Genomic DNA, 17,761 nt, shown 5'->3' with positions numbered 1-17,761 from the left:
TTGGACTCATCAGTCCGATTTGACGTAGAGCCAAAATAAATAACATCAATAAAATGAACTCACGAGCGTTGTAACATTTCATATGTTAAAATATATGAGTTAAAAGCATGTAATAAATCGGAAAAAATTAGTAAGGTTGTGAAAATATGTCTAACACGACACCGATGATGCAACAATATTTAAAAATTAAATCGCAATATCAAGATTGCTTATTATTCTTCAGATTAGGCGATTTTTATGAAATGTTTTTTGAAGATGCTAAAGAAGCGTCAAGGGTATTAGAAATTACATTAACTAAAAGAGATGCTAAAAAAGAGAATCCAATACCTATGTGTGGCGTTCCGTATCATTCCGCTAATAGCTATATTGAAACATTGATAAATAATGGTTATAAAGTAGCAATTTGTGAACAAATGGAAGATCCTAAACAAACTAAAGGTATGGTAAAACGTGAAGTAGTTAGAGTTGTAACACCTGGAACAGTCATGGAACAAGGTGGTATGGATGAAAATCAAAATAACTACATTTTAAGTTTCATTAAACAAGATAGTAACTACGCCCTTAGCTATTGTGATATTTCTACAGGAGAGTTAAAAGCCACTCAAATTGAAGATCAAGATACATTGATTAATGAAATTGTAACTATTAATCCTAATGAAATCGTTGTTAACCAAGAAATTGATGAAAATCTTAAAAAGCAAATCTATTTAACTACAGAAACTATAACAATTAGAGAATCTATTTCCGATGCAAGCTATGAAGTGAATCAATTAACTAATAATCATATGTATCTAGCAACACAACTATTACTCGATTATGTTTATCATACTCAAAAACGAGATTTGTCTCACTTAGAAACTGCAATAACGTATGCTGCAGTGGATTTTATGAAGATGGACTACTATGCTAAAAGAAATTTAGAATTAACCGAAAGTATTAGATTAAAATCTAAAAAAGGAACACTTTTATGGTTAATGGATGAAACTAAAACGCCGATGGGAGCACGTCGCCTTAAGCAATGGATAGACAGACCATTAATCAATAAAGAAAGAATTGAAGAAAGACTGAGTGTAGTAGAATCATTCATGAATCACTTTATTGAGAGAGACACATTACGAGGATATTTAAATCAAGTATATGATATAGAAAGACTTGTTGGCCGTGTCAGTTATGGCAATGTCAATGCGCGTGATTTAATTCAACTTAAACATTCAATTTCAGAGATACCTAATATTAAATCTTTACTTGAAAGTATGAATGACGTAGCATCATATCAATTTAGTTCCCTTGAACCATTAGAAGACTTATTACAAGTGTTAGAAGATAGTTTAATCGAAGAACCGCCTATTTCCATTAAGGATGGTGGTCTATTTAAACAAGGCTTTAGTAAACAATTAGATGAATACTTAGAAGCTTCTAAAAATGGAAAAGATTGGTTAGCACAATTACAAGCTAAAGAAAGAGAGCGTACAGGTATTAAATCTCTTAAAATTAGTTTTAACAAAGTGTTTGGTTATTTTATAGAAATTACACGAGCAAATTTACAAGGATTTGAACCTAGTAAATTTGGCTATCATCGTAAACAAACATTGTCCAATGCCGAACGCTTCATTACAGATGAATTGAAAGAAAAAGAAGATATTATTTTAGGTGCAGAAGATAAAGCGGTAGATCTTGAATATCAACTATTTGTTCGCCTAAGAGAACACATTAAAACGTACACTGAAAGACTACAAAAACAGGCTAAAATCATTTCTGAACTTGACTGCCTACAAAGTTTTGCTGAAATTGCACAAAAATACAACTATGTTAAACCTGAATTTAGTGATAATAAAATGCTAAGCTTAGAGAACTCTCGCCATCCTGTTGTTGAACGTGTGATGGACTACAATGACTATGTACCTAATGACTGTAAATTAGATAAAGATAACTTTATATATCTAATAACTGGTCCTAACATGTCTGGTAAGTCAACTTACATGAGACAAGTAGCAATCATAAGCATCATGGCTCAAATGGGAGCTTATGTTCCTTGTGATAAAGCAGAATTACCAATATTTGATCAAATATTCACTCGTATAGGTGCTGCAGATGATTTAGTATCAGGAAAAAGTACATTTATGGTAGAGATGTTAGAAGCACAAAAAGCATTAACTTACGCAACAGAAGATAGTTTAATAATCTTCGATGAAATTGGTAGAGGAACTTCAACATATGATGGGCTAGCGTTAGCTCAAGCAATGATTGAATATGTTGCTCAAACATCTCATGCGAAAACTTTATTCTCAACACACTATCATGAACTTACGACTTTAGATCAAGAACTACCAAATCTTAAAAATGTTCATGTGGCTGCAGATGAATATCAAGGTGAATTAATCTTCTTACATAAAGTAAAAGATGGTGCTGTAGATGATAGTTATGGTATTCAAGTAGCGAAACTAGCTAACTTGCCAGATGAAGTTATTAACCGTGCACAAGTTATATTAGATGCTTTTGAACAAAGTCAAAAGGCTTCTGATAATGAAGAGTATTCTAACATTACTGTTCTTAAAGATTCAGCCTCAGTGGAAGGGTTTGCAGATGATGACGCACAAAATGCAAATAACAATGATAAAAAGTCTCAAACAACAAAGTATGCAAATGAGAATGAATTTGAGCAAGCGTCTTTCGATTTATTTGATTCAGAAACAATGACTAGTAAAATTGAGGAACAGATTAAAAATCTTAATATATCAAACATGACGCCTATTGAAGCATTACTAAAACTAAGTGAATTACAAAACCAATTGAGATAGAGGTGTTTGAAAATGGGCAAAATTAAAGAACTACAAACCTCTTTAGCTAATAAAATAGCAGCAGGCGAAGTAGTAGAGCGTCCAAGCTCAGTTGTGAAAGAATTGCTAGAAAATGCAATCGATGCTAAATCGACAGAAATTAATATTGAGGTAGAACAATCAGGTATATCCTCAATTAGAGTAGTAGATAATGGTACTGGAATAGAACAAGATGATTTAGATTTAGTGTTTCATAGACATGCCACGAGTAAATTAGATGACGATGACGATTTATTTCATATCAGAACGTTAGGATTTCGTGGAGAGGCATTAGCAAGTATATCTTCAGTTGCTAAAGTCACACTTAAAACTTGCACTGATAGAGAAAATGGATATGAAATCTATGCAGAAAACGGAGAGATTTTAAGTCGTAAACCTGCTAAAGCTAAAAAAGGTACAGATATTACTGTTTCATCACTTTTCTACAATACACCAGCTCGCTTAAAATATATTAAAAGCTTATACACAGAGTTAGGTAAAATTACAGATATTGTGAATCGGATGGCAATGAGTCATCCTGATATACGGATTTCATTAATATCTGATGGAAAAACGTTATTAAAAACGAATGGTTCAGGTAAAACAAATGAGGTTATGGCAGAGATTTATGGTATTAAAGTAGCTAAAGATTTAGTGCACATTCAAGGTGATACAAGCGATTATCACCTTGAGGGCTTTGTGGCTAAGCCAGAACACTCAAGAAGTAACAAACATTATATATCAATTTTTATAAATGGAAGATATATTAAAAATTTTGTACTAAATAAAGCTATTATTGAAGGTTATCATACATTACTGACAATAGGACGCTACCCGATATGTTATTTAAACATAGAAATGGATCCTATATTAGTAGATGTGAACGTCCATCCAACTAAATTAGAAGTCAGATTATCTAAGGAAGAGCAATTGTATCAATTAATAGTTGAGAAAATACGTTATGCATTCAAGGATAGAATTTTAATTCCACAGAACGATTTGGATAGAACGCCTAAAAAAAATAAAGTCTTAAATCAATTTGAACAACAAAAATTAGACTTTGAAAGAAGGCAGCGTAACTCTAATCAAGACAAAACAAATTCTCAATATTATGATATGAGTGAATCTGAAGTACAAAATCCAAATTTAGATAATAATGAGTTAATTAATGAAAGTACGGAAAGCTTCGTACATAATAATAAACGTTCAGATGACAAAGATTACTTCCAAATTCAAAAAGAAATTTTGAATGATTTAGACAAAGGTGATGCATCATCATTAAATGACGAATCTACAAACGATTCAGAAGAAGTTGTAACTGAACAAAACAATAGTGATGAAGCGTCATCGAAATCTTATCAAACATTATACAGTCAGCAAGATAATAATGATATTAAAGGTAAAGTGAGTAACACACCATCTCGACGCGTTCCATATATGGAAGTCGTAGGACAAGTGCATGGCACTTATATTATTGCTCAAAATGAGAATGGCATGTTTATGATAGATCAGCATGCTGCACAAGAACGTATCAAATATGAATATTTTAGAGAAAAAATTGGCGAAGTGACTAATGAAGTTCAAGATTTATTAATACCCCTAACATTCCACTTTTCAAAAGATGAACAAATGATTATTGATCAATATCAAGATGAATTAGACAAAGTGGGTGTTCATTTAGAGCACTTTGGCGGTCATGATTATATCGTTAATAGTTACCCAGTTTGGTTCCCAAAAGCTGAAGCTGAAGAAATTATTCAAGATATGGTTGAGTTAGTATTAAACGATAAAAAAGTAAATGTTAAAAAAATGCGTGAAGATGCTGCCATCATGATGAGTTGCAAAAAATCAATAAAAGCAAATCATTATTTAAAAAATAATGAAATGGCGGATTTGATAGATCAGTTACGTGAAGCAGAAGATCCATTCACTTGTCCTCATGGCAGACCTATAATTATCAATTTCTCAAATTATGAACTTGAAAAACTATTTAAACGTGTAATGTAGAGAGGAAAATGCCGCATGAAGGAATATGTTTTACCAGCGATACGCAACATGAAAGATTTAGATAAATTAATAAAAACAGATTATAAGATGTGCGTATTATTAGATATGCATATCGGTCATTTGAAAAGTGTTATGGCTTTGCTTAAAGCGAATCAAATTGAAACTTATATTCATATTGATTTAATTAAAGGAATGGCTGTCGATGAATTTGCTTGTGAGTATATAATTCAAACTTATAATCCTAAAGGGATCGTTTCTACCAAATCTAAAGTAATTCAGAAGGCTAAATCGTTAAATAAGTTAACGATTTTTAGGGTGTTTATTATAGACAGCCAAGCATTAAGTAGAAGCATCAACTTAATTAAGAAGGTTGAACCAGATTTCGTTGAAGTATTACCTGGGATTGCACATAAAATAGTTAAAATTATTGATGAAGAAACCCCTTCAAAAGTTATAGCAGGTGGTTTAATTAATGAAGAAAGTGAAATTGTTCAAGCACTTGATAGCGGGGCAAGTTACGTTACAACAAGCAATCGTTTATTATGGTAGATATCATCGTAAACAATTTTGCTGTAATTTAAAATCTTAAAAAAACGATCATAACAATTTTTCAAACAATTTAAATGTGACAAATTTTTAACAAAAGTATTGACAACGCTTACAAACTTTTTGTATTATTTAAACAAGTTAATATTAGATTAAGAGACGAAGAGATTTCTGCAATGCCTTTATTAGCGCTTTTGTAGGAATCTTTTTGTCTTATAGGAGGATTCGTCATGAATGTATATTTAGCAGAATTTATTGGTACTGCTATTCTTATCCTTTTCGGTGGTGGCGTTTGTGCCAACGTCAATTTAAAGCGAAGTGCTGGACAGGATTCTGATTGGATAGTAATTGCAGCAGGTTGGGGATTAGCCGTGTCAATGGGCGCTTACGCAGTTGGTAAATTTTCAGGTGCACATTTAAATCCAGCGGTTTCAATTGCTTTAGCGATGGATGGAAGTTTTAGTTGGGCTCAAGTACCTGGCTATATTATCTGTCAAATGCTTGGAGGTATCTTTGGCGGTGTATTAGTTTGGTTAATGTATTTACCACATTGGAAGGCAACTGAAGATCAGGGTGCAAAGTTAGGTGTATTCTCTACAGCACCTGCTATTAAGAATTATTTTGCAAACTTTTTAAGTGAGATTATTGGTACAGCAATCTTATGTTTAGGTATCTTATTTATCGGTGTAAATAAAATTGCAGATGGAATGAATCCACTTATTGTTGGTGGCTTAATCGTGGCTATTGGCTTAAGCTTAGGTGGTCCGACTGGATATGCAATTAATCCAGCACGTGATTTAGGACCAAGAATCGCTCATGCTATATTACCAATTGCAGGTAAAGGTGGTTCTAATTGGGGATACGCGATAGTACCTGTATTAGGACCTATAGCTGGAGGTATGCTTGGAGCAGTTATTTATAAAGTATTTTATAAAGGTCAATTTGATTTAATTTGTGCGGTAGGTATTTTACTAGTAATAGCAACATTAGTATTAGGTTTAGTTTTAAACAAATCTAATAAATCAAATGATATTGAGTCTATTTATTAATTTAATAAATATCTTAAATTAGTGGTTAATTTTTTTGGAAAAGTGCTATACATATAGTACACTTCCTTATTATTCAAAATTAAAAAATAAATGTTTTTATTCACATATCAGAAAGGGAGAAAATTTATGGAAAAATACATCATGTCGATTGACCAAGGAACAACAAGTTCAAGAGCCATTCTATTTGATAAAGAAGGCGATATTAAAGGTGTTGCACAAAGAGAATTTAAGCAATACTTCCCTAAATCAGGTTGGGTAGAGCACGATGCTAATGAAATTTGGACTTCAGTATTAGCAGTTATGACTGAAGTATTAAATGAAAATGAAATTAATGCTGACCAAATTGAGGGTATTGGAATTACCAACCAACGTGAAACTACAGTTATTTGGGATAAAAATACTGGACGTCCAATATACCATGCAATTGTTTGGCAATCCCGTCAAACACAATCAATTTGTCATGAATTAAAGGAACAAGGTCATGAAGAAACATTCCGCAATAAAACTGGATTATTGTTAGATCCTTACTTCGCTGGTACAAAAGTTAAATGGATTCTTGATAATGTTGATGGAGCTAGAGAAAAAGCTGAAAATGGTGATTTATTATTCGGTACAATTGATACATGGCTAGTTTGGAAGTTATCTGGTGGAGAAGCACATATTACAGATTATTCAAATGCTAGTCGTACTTTAATGTATAATATTTACGATTTAAAATGGGATGATGAGCTACTTGATTTATTAAATGTACCTAAACAATTATTACCGGAAGTTAAAGAATCTAGTGAAATTTACGCTCACACTAAAGATTATCATTTCTTCGGTCAAGAGGTACCGATTTCAGGTATTGCTGGTGACCAACAAGCAGCACTATTTGGACAAGCTTGTTTCGAACGTGGAGATGTTAAAAATACTTATGGTACAGGCGGCTTTATGTTAATGAATACTGGTGAAGCCCCAGTTAAATCTGAAAGTGGGTTGTTAACTACTATTGCATACGGCTTAGACGGTAAAGTCAATTATGCACTTGAGGGTTCTATCTTTGTTTCAGGTTCAGCAATTCAATGGTTACGTGATGGATTAAGAATTATAAATTCTGCACCTCAATCAGAGAATTATGCTACACGTGTTGATTCTACAGATAATGTTTACTTCGTACCAGCATTTGTAGGATTAGGTACACCTTATTGGGATTCAGAAGCTAGAGGTGCTATATTTGGTTTAAGTCGCGGTACTGAAAAAGAACACTTTATTCGTGCGACTTTAGAATCTTTATGCTATCAAACTCGTGATGTTATGGAAGCTATGTCTAAAGACTCTAAGATTGAAGTGAACAATTTACGTGTTGACGGTGGCGCAGTTAAAAATAACTTTATCATGCAATTCCAAGCTGATATTGTAAATACTGCTGTAGAACGCCCTGAAATACAAGAAACGACAGCATTAGGTGCAGCTTATTTAGCAGGTTTAGCTGTTGGTTTCTGGGATAGTAAAGATGAAATAGCAAATAGATGGCAATTAGAAACAGAATTTACACCACAGATGTCTGAAGAAGACAGAACTAAGTTATATAAAGGTTGGAAAAAAGCAGTTGAAGCTACTCAGGTCTTTAAATTGGAAGATTAATCTCTAAACATGGCTTAGTTTATTGAAGTGTGATATGATTAAATTAAGTTAATACATCAGTCGAGATTTGAGAGACCTGTTACATACAGTTTGATTCTGTATGGATAGGTCTCTCTTTTTTCGCATAAATAAAATATCGGAGGGGTATATTTATGGCTTTATCAACATTAAATAGAGAAGTAATTAAGAAAAATTTACAAAATGAAGAATACGATGTCGTTATTATCGGTGGCGGTATTACAGGTGCAGGTATTGCATTAGATGCGTCTCAACGAGGAATGAAAGTAGCTTTAGTAGAAATGCAAGATTTTGCTCAAGGTACAAGTTCTCGTTCTACTAAACTTGTTCACGGTGGTTTAAGATATTTAAAACAAGCTCAAATCAAAGTTGTAGCTGAAACGGGTAAAGAACGTGCGATTGTTTATGAAAATGGCCCTCATGTAACTACTCCTGAATGGATGTTATTACCAATACACAAAGGCGGAACGTTTGGTAAATTCACAACTAATTTAGGTTTAACTGCTTATGATCGTTTAGCAGGCGTAAAAAAATATGAACGCAAGAAAATGTTAAGCAAAAAACAAACATTAAATAAAGAGCCATTGGTAAAAAAAGATGGACTTAAAGGTGGCGGTTATTACGTTGAATACCGTACTGATGATGCACGTTTAACAATTGAAGTTATGAAACGTGCTGAAGAAAATGGTGCAGAGATTTTAAATCACACGAAATCTACAGATTTCATTTACGATTCTAAATCAAAAGTAAGAGGTATTGAAGTTCAAGATCAACTTACTGGTGAAATGTATGAAATTAACGCTAAAAAAGTTATTAATGCAGCAGGCCCTTGGGTAGATGAAGTTCGTAAAAAAGATTATACACGTAACAATAAACAATTACGTTTAACTAAAGGTGTCCATGTAGTCATTGATCAATCTAAGTTTCCATTAAGACAAGCTGTTTATTTTGACACTGAAAAAGATGGTCGAATGATCTTTGCAATTCCACGTGAAGGTAAAGCATACGTTGGAACTACAGATACTTTCTATGATAATGACAAAACAAAACCTTTAACAACACAGGAAGATAGAGATTATCTAATTGATGCGATTAACTATATGTTCCCAGATGTTAATGTGAAAGATGAAGATATCGAATCAACTTGGGCAGGAGTTAGACCTTTAATTTTAGAAGATGGAAAAGACCCTTCTGAAATTTCACGTAAAGATGAAATTTGGGAAGGTAAATCAGGCTTATTAACAATCGCTGGTGGTAAATTAACAGGTTATCGTCATATGGCGCTTGAAATCGTAGATTTATTAGCTAAGCGCTTGAAACAAGAATATAAATTGACATTTGCTGAATGTAAAACAAAACATACACCAATTTCTGGTGGTGATGTAGGTGGTAGCGCTAACTTTGAAAGTTTCGTGGAACGCAAAGTTGAAGAAGGTAAAGCGATTGGACTTCAAGCCGAAGTTGCCAAACGTTTAGCTTCTAAATATGGTTCTAACGTAGATAAACTATTTAACATCGCACAAATTGCACAAGACAAAGATTTAAATTTACCATTAGAATTGTACGTTGAGTTAGTATATAGTGTACAAAATGAAATGGTGTTTAAACCAACTGATTTCTTAATTCGCAGATCTGGTAAACTTTATTTCAATATGAATGAAGTTAAACAATATAAAGATGCAGTTGTTGAAGAACTTGCTAAATTACTAAATTATACACAAAGTCAACAAAACGAATTTACTAAAGAAATTAATGTTGCAATTGAAGAAGCAACTCGTGGAAATGAACAACTTGCAGTATTAAAATAAATTTAGTATTTATGTTTTGAAATTTAACATTTTTGATTAAATTCAAATATGATACTGCTAACTAACTAGTAAATTAATTTTAAACTTCAAATTCGCAGTTAATATCTGAACTGAGGGAGCTTAAATATGAAGCTCATCTCAGTTCATTTTTTATAAAATAAAGTAATTTTATGTTATAAAGCTTTAGTTGTTAAAATGAGTCTAACAATTTGATAACATTAAGAATGAAAGGTATATTAAAAAGAATATAAGCTTTAAGGATTAAGTTATAATTTCACAAGGAGGCATATGCGTGAGTCAACAATCATTCAAAATTACCGTTGAAGACGGCACTATGATTGAAGTAAAAGTAGATAAGGCTAAGATTGCAACATTTGGTGTCGTCCATATTTTTCACGGTATGGCTGAGCATATGGATCGATATGAAGCACTTGTGCAAGCTTTAACACATCAAGGATATGATGTTATTCGACATAATCATCGAGGGCATGGTATTGATATTGATGAAAACGAAAGAGGTCATTACGATGAAATGAATATCATTGCACAAGATGCATATGAAATAGCTCAAACACTTCACGGTTCAGATAACAATATTCCATATATCGTTTTGGGACATTCAATGGGCTCAATTATTGCGCGTTTATTTGTAGAGAAATATCCAGATATTGCGCAAGGTTTAATTCTCACTGGTACTGGTCAATATCCAAAATATAAAGGGATTCCAGCCATCATCGTTTTAAAATTAATAACTTTAATTTTTGGGAAGCGCAGTTGCCTAGAATGGGTAAATCAATTTGTTTATAAATCGTTTAATAAAAAGATAGACCAACCTGAAACAAGTAGTGATTGGCTATCATCTAAACGCGATGAAATTAAAAAATTTGTTAAGGATGATTACACTGGTTTCTTAGTGTCAAACCAATTAATTTACCAAACCGTTAAGAATATGATACGTACAGCTAATAATAATCAACTTAAAAAAATGAATGAACTATTACCAATACTTCTAATTTCTGGTAAGGATGATCCATTTGGAGATTATGGGAAAGGTATACGTAAATTAGGAAAGAAATTCAAACGTGCTGGAATAAATCATATAACAGTCCAACTATATGCTAATAGAAGACATGAAATTTTATTTGAAGATGAAAAAGAAATGATTTGGAGTCATATGTTTGAATGGATCCAAAAACAAGTGTTAAAGAAAAAAATAAAGTGAGGGATAACTATTGAGTAACGTCAATAAACCGTTTTTAGTAGTTATAGTAGGTCCAACTGCATCAGGTAAAACAGAGTTAAGTATTGAACTTGCTAAACAAATTAACGGTGAAATCATTAGCGGGGATTCCATGCAAGTTTATAAACAAATGGACATTGGTACAGCTAAAGTTACTAATGAAGAGATGGATGGAATTCCTCATTATATGATTGATATTTTAAATCCAGATGACTCATTTTCTGTGTACGATTTCAAATTACGAGCTCAAGCACTAATAGAAGATATAACTTCAAGAGGAAAGATACCGATCATAGCAGGAGGAACAGGGTTATATATACAATCGTTAATATATGATTATCCTTTTGATGATGAGACAGTTTCAAAAGAAGTTGAACAGAAAACACAGTTACAATTACAAAAATTAGAACAATTAACTAATCAAGAAGTGCATGATTATTTAGCTACATTTGATCCACAATCTGCTAAAGACATACATCCAAATAATAGAAAAAGAGTGCTTAGAGCGATTGAATATTACTTAAATACAAAAAAACTTATAAGTTCTCGCAAGAAAATACAACAATTTACAGAAAATTATGATACATTATTAATAGGGATTGAAATGTCGCGCAAAACATTATATTCAAGAATAAATAAACGTGTAGATATTATGTTGGGCCACGGATTATTTAATGAAGTGAAGAATCTAGTAGAACAGGGTTATGAATCTACTCAAAGTATGCAAGCAATTGGTTATAAAGAGCTGGTACCTGTTGTGAATGGTGAGTCATCAATAGACCAAGCAGTTGAAACGTTAAAACAACATTCTAGACAATATGCTAAGCGACAATTGACATGGTTCAAGAATAAATTGACTGTTCAATGGTTTAATAGAGAGACAATGCCACTTCAAATGATGTTAGATGAGATTACAACCCAAATAAATAAAAGGAGTTCTAAACATGATTGCAAACCACAACATCCAAGATCAAGCACTAGATAACTTTAAATCACAACAAACAGAAGTTACAGTTTTCTTTTTAAACGGCTTTCAAATGAAAGGTGTTATTGAAGACTTTGACAAATATGTTGTAAGTTTAGTTTCTCAAGGTAAACAACATTTGATATACAAACATGCGATCAGCACATTTACTGTAGAGACTGAAATTTCAGATTCTGAAGAATCAGTAAATAGTGAAGAATAAGTTGTAATTAAAGTGCAACGTTGCAAGTTCTTAAGAGCGTAGACAACGGTCTTAATGAAAGTGTAACTTGTAATAAACTCATCAAATTTTAGCACTTTTGACAAATAGAGGAATGTTTGTAATATAAAAAGCTTCATTATAGAGTTGCTATTTCACTCTATAATGAAGCTTTTTATTGTATTAAAACAATATCTATAATAATTTTTCAATATCTTTTTCGATTTGTGCTGGTTTCTTTTGAGGTGAGAAACGGCTTACAACGTTACCATCACGATCAACTAAGAATTTAGTGAAGTTCCATTTGATTTTTTCACTTAACATTCCTTTAGCTGCATCAGTTAAGTAGCGGAATAAAGGATGTTGATTTTCACCTTTGACATCTACTTTTTCATGGATAGGGAAAGTCACACCGTAATTAATTTTACAGTTTTGATTAGCTTCTGCACCTGAACCAGGTTCTTGGCCACCAAATTGATTACATGGAAAACCTAATATCATAAAACCTTGGTCTTTGTATTTTTCATACAATGCTTGTAAGCCTTCAAATTGTGGCGTGAAACCACATTCACTAGCAGTATTAACGATTAGCATTACTTTGCCTTTGTATTCTTCTAATTTATAATCTTCACCATTGGACTTTTGTACAACAAAATCATATATATTTTCCATAGTATCACCCTTTCGATATAAGTTTAATGTAACATAATTTTAGTGGATAGTCTTTGCATAGACACTATGATAGAATATTTGAGAAACATATAAGAAGGAGATGTATAACATGACTCAGCAAATTACTCATGAAACAAAGAAAAAATTGGAAACTGCTGTATTAGTCGGTGTACATGCTCAAAATGATAACGAATTTAATTTTGATTCAACGATGGAAGAATTAGAAGCTCTATCTTTAACTTGTCAGCTAGATGTTAAAGGACAAGTTACTCAAAATAGAGAACAAGTCGATCATAAATATTACGTTGGTAAAGGTAAGATTGATGAACTTAAAGCTTTTATTGAATTCCATGATATAGACGTCGTAGTAACGAATGATGAGTTAACTACCGCTCAATCAAAAACATTAAATGATAATTTGGGCATTAAAATTATCGATAGAACACAATTGATTTTAGAAATATTTGCCTTAAGAGCTAGCAGTCGCGAAGGTAAATTACAAGTCGAATTAGCGCAATTAGATTATTTATTGCCAAGACTTCAAGGACATGGTAAGAGTTTATCAAGACTAGGTGGTGGCATAGGTACACGTGGTCCTGGTGAAACGAAGTTAGAAATGGACAGACGTCATATTCGAACACGTATGAATGAAATTAAACATCAATTAAAAACTATAGTGGAACACAGGGAACGTTATCGTAGCAAACGTGAACAAAATCAAGTTTTTCAGATTGCACTCGTTGGTTATACGAATGCGGGGAAATCGTCATGGTTTAATGTATTATCTGGCGAAGGAACCTTTGAAAAAGATTTACTCTTTGCAACATTAGATCCTAAAACACGTCAAATTCAAATAAATGATGGATTTAATTTAATTATTTCAGATACTGTAGGTTTCATTCAAAAGTTACCAACGACCTTGATTGCCGCCTTCAAATCAACTTTAGAAGAAGCAAAAGGTGCAGATTTATTATTACATGTTGTTGACGCAAGCCATCCAGAATACCGTTCTCAATATGATACAGTAAATCAATTGATTAATGATTTAGATATGAATCAAATACCACAAGCGGTTATATTTAATAAGAAGGATCAATGTGGTGATAGTGATGATAAACCATTACCTGCGTCTACATCCATCTTTGTCTCTAGCCGTGATGAAGAAGATAAATTAAAAGTAAAGGCATTTTTAATAGATCAAGTTAAATCAACACTGAGTTTCTATGAAGAGATTGTCCCTAGTACAAACGCAGATAGACTTTATTTCTTAAAGCAGCATACACTCATAGAAGAAATGAATTTTGATGCTGAAAATGAAACTTACGTCATTACTGGATATAAAAAATGATAAAAGGAAGTATATGAAAATGTCAGATATTACATCAATGGTTAAAGACGTAGAGAAGACGTTGGTACCATATTTTAAAGAAATAGAAGAAATTGCATATAGTAATCAGGAAAAAGTTCTGAATGCTTTTCATTACGTTAAAGCTACCGAGAGTGATTTAGTTGGAAGTACAGGATATGGATATGATGATTTTGGTCGGGACCATTTGGAAGAAATCTATGCACATACTTTTAAAGCTGAAGATGCTATTGTGCGCCCGCAAATCATTTCTGGTACACATGCGATTACTCTAGCACTTCAAAGTACACTTAAATACGGAGATGAATTATTATATATTACTGGAAGTCCATATGATACGTTGCTTGAAGTTATAGGGGTAAATGGAAATGGCATTGAAAGCTTGAAAGAACACGGTGTCGAATTTAAAGAAGTCCCTTTAAAAGATGGACAAATAGATATAAATACTACAATTGAAACCATTTCAAACAAAACAAAAGTAGTGGCAATTCAACGTTCCAAAGGATACGACCAAAGACCTTCAATCACTATTGACGAAATTGAATCAGCTATTCATGCAATTAAAAAACAATATCCGAACGTCACTGTTTTTGTAGATAACTGTTATGGAGAATTTGTCGAGGAACGTGAACCTATTGAAGTTGGTGCAGATCTGATAGCAGGTTCACTAATCAAGAACCCAGGCGGTGGTCTAGCTAAGATTGGTGGTTATATAGCCGGACGTAAAGATTTAATCGAACGTTGTGGTTATCGATTAACAGCTCCTGGTATCGGTAAAGAGGCCGGCGCTTCTTTATATTCATTACAAGAAATGTATCAAGGATTCTTCCTAGCACCACACGTAGTTAGTCAAAGTTTGAAAGGTGCATTATTTACAAGCTTACTCCTTGAAAAAATGAAAATGAAAACAGTTCCTAAATATAATGTTAAACGTACTGATTTAATACAAACTGTCCAATTTGATACTAAAGAACAAATGATAGCATTTTGCCAAAGTATTCAACATGCTTCACCAATTAATGCTCATTTTAGTCCAGAACCAAGCTATATGCCTGGTTATGAAGATGATGTCATTATGGCAGCCGGTACTTTTGTTCAAGGGTCTTCAATTGAATTGTCTGCAGATGGACCTATTAGACCACCGTATGAAGCTTATGTACAAGGCGGATTAACATATGAACATGTTAAATTAGCTGTTACACGTGCAGTTACTTATTTAAAAGAACAAAACTTGATATAGAAAAATGTATCCCTACTTGAATTGAGTAGGGATTTTTTGAAAAATTTATAATTCAATATAAATTACCTGGTATAAAAGACCTTGTAATTACAATTAAATATAGCTTTTGAAATCACATGTAAGAAAACCTGACATATTTTTGTAATACGCTTTAAACTATGCTAAGTTAGTATCAAGTTCAAAAGTAGAGGTGAGGTTATTAATGTCTAACGATAAAATCAGACGTAATATGGCCGTGTTCTCTATGAGTGTTGTTTGTAAATTAACAGAACTTACTGCAAGACAAATCCGCTACTATGAAACACATGAACTTGTCATGCCCGAGCGTACAGAAGGAAATAAGCGATTATTCTCGTTAAATGATTTAGAACGTCTCCTCGAAATTAAATCTTTGATTGAGAAGGGATTTAACCTTAAAGGAATTAAACAAATCATAACTAATAATCAAGGGCATTTAACATCAGATGAGCAAGAGATTAGAAAAAGAATGATTGTAGACGCAACGCAGAAACCACCTGGTGAAGCTTTGCCAATAAATCGTGGCGATTTATCACGGTTTATTAAATAAATTTTTGGAGGATTTCTACCATGCCTAAACGTACATTTAGTAAAGATGACATTCGTAAATTTGCAAAAGAAGAAAACGTAAGATATCTAAGATTACAATTCACTGATATCTTAGGCACAATTAAAAATGTTGAAGTTCCAGTAAGCCAATTAGAAAAAGTGTTAGATAATGAAATGATGTTTGATGGATCTTCAATCGAAGGTTTCGTACGTATCGAAGAATCTGACATGTATTTATGCCCAGATTTAGATACTTGGGTTATCTTCCCATGGACTGCCGGTCAAGGTAAAGTAGCTCGTTTAATTTGTGATGTTTATACTACTGACGGTGAACCATTTGCTGGTGATCCACGTAACAACCTAAAACGTGTGTTGAAAGAAATGGAAGATATGGGCTATACAGATTTCAACTTAGGGCCTGAACCAGAGTTCTTCTTATTCAAATTAGATGAAAAAGGTGAACCAACATTAGAATTAAATGATAATGGTGGTTACTTCGACTTAGCACCAACTGACTTAGGTGAAAATTGTCGTCGTGACATCGTCCTTGAATTAGAAGATATGGGCTTTGATATCGAAGCAAGTCACCATGAAGTAGCACCAGGTCAACACGAAATTGACTTCAAATATGCAGATGCAATTTCAGCATGTGACAACATTCAAACATTTAAATTAGTTGTTAAAACAATTGCACGTAAACATAATTTACATGCGACATTTATGCCAAAACCATTATTTGGTGTAAATGGAAGTGGTATGCACTTCAACGTATCTTTATTCAAAGGGAAAGAAAATGCATTCTTTGATCCAAACGGTAAAGACCAATTAACTGAAGATGCTTATCACTTTACTGCGGGCATCTTAAATAATGCACGTGGATTTACAGCAGTATGTAACCCATTAGTTAATTCATATAAGCGTTTAGTACCTGGTTACGAAGCGCCATGTTACATTGCTTGGAGTGGTAAAAACCGTTCTCCATTAGTACGTGTACCTACTTCAAGAGGTTTATCAACTCGTATTGAAGTACGTTCAGTTGACCCAGCTGCTAACCCTTACATGGCATTAGCAACAATCCTACAAGCTGGTTTGGATGGTATTAAGAACAAAACTAAAGTCCCAGAACCAGTCAACCAAAATATTTATGAAATGAACCGTGAAGAACGTGAAGCTGTAGGTATCCAAGATTTACCTTCAACACTTTACACTGCATTAAAAGCTATGCGCGAAAATGACACAGTTAAAAAAGCGTTAGGTAATCACATTTACAACCAATTTATTAACTCTAAATCAATTGAATGGGATTATTATAGAACTCAAGTGTCTGAATGGGAACGCGATCAATACATGAAACAATACTAATCGCTAAGCAAAAAGGGGAAAGACTTAGGGATACAAGGAGTTAAGGCACTTGCCTTAGCTTCTTTTTTATGTTTGAAAAGTTAAATTTACTTGACCATTTTTGTGAAGAAATTAAAATTGGTCAAATTTTGGTCAAGTACACTTTAAAATACATTCTTAATATACTTCTCAAAATTTTCTTTAGCATCATCATTCATTGTTTGTTAAATGACTATACTTTTTAGGGTCTATAATAAATTGGACTGATGACTAAAAACCAT

14 protein-coding genes are annotated in these 17,761 nt (G+C 32.8%); 13 read left to right on the top strand and 1 reads right to left on the bottom strand.

Annotated elements, in window-relative coordinates:
* Window positions 1-146: 146 nt before the first annotated feature.
* The 9 genes from mutS to hfq all read left to right on the top strand — a co-directional run bounded on the left by mutS (window position 147) and on the right by hfq (window position 12,297).
* Window positions 147-2,798, top strand: a complete 2,652-nt coding sequence (gene mutS / locus HMPREF3134_RS00070; RefSeq protein ID WP_070439956.1) for a DNA mismatch repair protein MutS — start codon at window positions 147-149, stop codon at window positions 2,796-2,798.
* A 12-nt stretch (window positions 2,799-2,810) separates the two neighbouring features.
* On the top strand, window positions 2,811-4,823 hold the full coding sequence (mutL, locus tag HMPREF3134_RS00065; RefSeq protein WP_070439954.1) for a DNA mismatch repair endonuclease MutL: 2,013 nt from the start codon (window positions 2,811-2,813) through the stop codon (window positions 4,821-4,823).
* Window positions 4,824-4,838: 15 nt separating this feature from the next.
* Complete coding sequence (locus HMPREF3134_RS00060) at window positions 4,839-5,372, top strand: glycerol-3-phosphate responsive antiterminator (protein ID WP_070439952.1); 534 nt, start codon at window positions 4,839-4,841, stop codon at window positions 5,370-5,372.
* Window positions 5,373-5,599: 227 nt separating this feature from the next.
* Entirely contained in the window at window positions 5,600-6,418 is an 819-nt protein-coding gene (locus HMPREF3134_RS00055; RefSeq protein ID WP_011275900.1) for an MIP/aquaporin family protein, read from the top strand.
* Window positions 6,419-6,544: 126 nt separating this feature from the next.
* Window positions 6,545-8,044 (top strand): glycerol kinase GlpK, encoded by a 1,500-nt coding sequence (glpK, locus tag HMPREF3134_RS00050; protein ID WP_070439950.1) that lies wholly within the window; start codon window positions 6,545-6,547, stop codon window positions 8,042-8,044.
* Between the two features lie 152 nt (window positions 8,045-8,196).
* Complete coding sequence (locus HMPREF3134_RS00045; RefSeq protein WP_070439948.1) at window positions 8,197-9,870, top strand: glycerol-3-phosphate dehydrogenase/oxidase; 1,674 nt, start codon at window positions 8,197-8,199, stop codon at window positions 9,868-9,870.
* A gap of 292 nt (window positions 9,871-10,162) precedes the next feature.
* Window positions 10,163-11,092, top strand: a complete 930-nt coding sequence (locus HMPREF3134_RS00040) for an alpha/beta fold hydrolase (protein WP_070439946.1) — start codon at window positions 10,163-10,165, stop codon at window positions 11,090-11,092.
* Between the two features lie 10 nt (window positions 11,093-11,102).
* Complete coding sequence (miaA, locus tag HMPREF3134_RS00035; protein WP_070439944.1) at window positions 11,103-12,095, top strand: tRNA (adenosine(37)-N6)-dimethylallyltransferase MiaA; 993 nt, start codon at window positions 11,103-11,105, stop codon at window positions 12,093-12,095.
* Window positions 12,055-12,297 carry an RNA chaperone Hfq gene (hfq, locus tag HMPREF3134_RS00030; protein ID WP_070439942.1) on the top strand — a complete coding sequence of 81 codons (243 nt, stop codon included), beginning with the start codon at window positions 12,055-12,057 and terminating at the stop codon, window positions 12,295-12,297. The genes miaA and hfq overlap by 41 nt, the downstream gene beginning before the upstream one ends.
* A 192-nt stretch (window positions 12,298-12,489) precedes the next feature.
* Here hfq and HMPREF3134_RS00025 read toward each other — a convergent pair whose 3' ends face one another.
* Complete coding sequence (locus tag HMPREF3134_RS00025; RefSeq protein ID WP_070439940.1) at window positions 12,490-12,966, bottom strand: glutathione peroxidase; 477 nt, start codon at window positions 12,964-12,966, stop codon at window positions 12,490-12,492.
* Between the two features lie 109 nt (window positions 12,967-13,075).
* Between HMPREF3134_RS00025 and hflX the strand changes: the two genes are divergently transcribed.
* The 4 genes from hflX (at window position 13,076) to glnA (ending at window position 17,501) form a co-directional block, all read left to right on the top strand.
* Complete coding sequence (gene hflX, locus HMPREF3134_RS00020) at window positions 13,076-14,314, top strand: GTPase HflX (protein ID WP_070439939.1); 1,239 nt, start codon at window positions 13,076-13,078, stop codon at window positions 14,312-14,314.
* A gap of 19 nt (window positions 14,315-14,333) precedes the next feature.
* Complete coding sequence (locus tag HMPREF3134_RS00015; protein WP_070439937.1) at window positions 14,334-15,572, top strand: methionine gamma-lyase family protein; 1,239 nt, start codon at window positions 14,334-14,336, stop codon at window positions 15,570-15,572.
* Window positions 15,573-15,774: 202 nt separating this feature from the next.
* Window positions 15,775-16,140, top strand: coding sequence for a MerR family transcriptional regulator (locus HMPREF3134_RS00010; protein WP_011275891.1), 366 nt, complete (start codon window positions 15,775-15,777; stop codon window positions 16,138-16,140).
* 20 nt (window positions 16,141-16,160) lie between these two features.
* On the top strand, window positions 16,161-17,501 hold the full coding sequence (gene glnA, locus HMPREF3134_RS00005) for a type I glutamate--ammonia ligase (protein ID WP_070439935.1): 1,341 nt from the start codon (window positions 16,161-16,163) through the stop codon (window positions 17,499-17,501).
* Window positions 17,502-17,761 lie beyond the last annotated feature (260 nt).

Source organism: Staphylococcus sp. HMSC14D10 (assembly GCF_001808125.1).
Taxonomy (GTDB): domain Bacteria; phylum Bacillota; class Bacilli; order Staphylococcales; family Staphylococcaceae; genus Staphylococcus; species Staphylococcus haemolyticus.
This window is presented reverse-complemented; position numbering and strand designations above follow the sequence as displayed.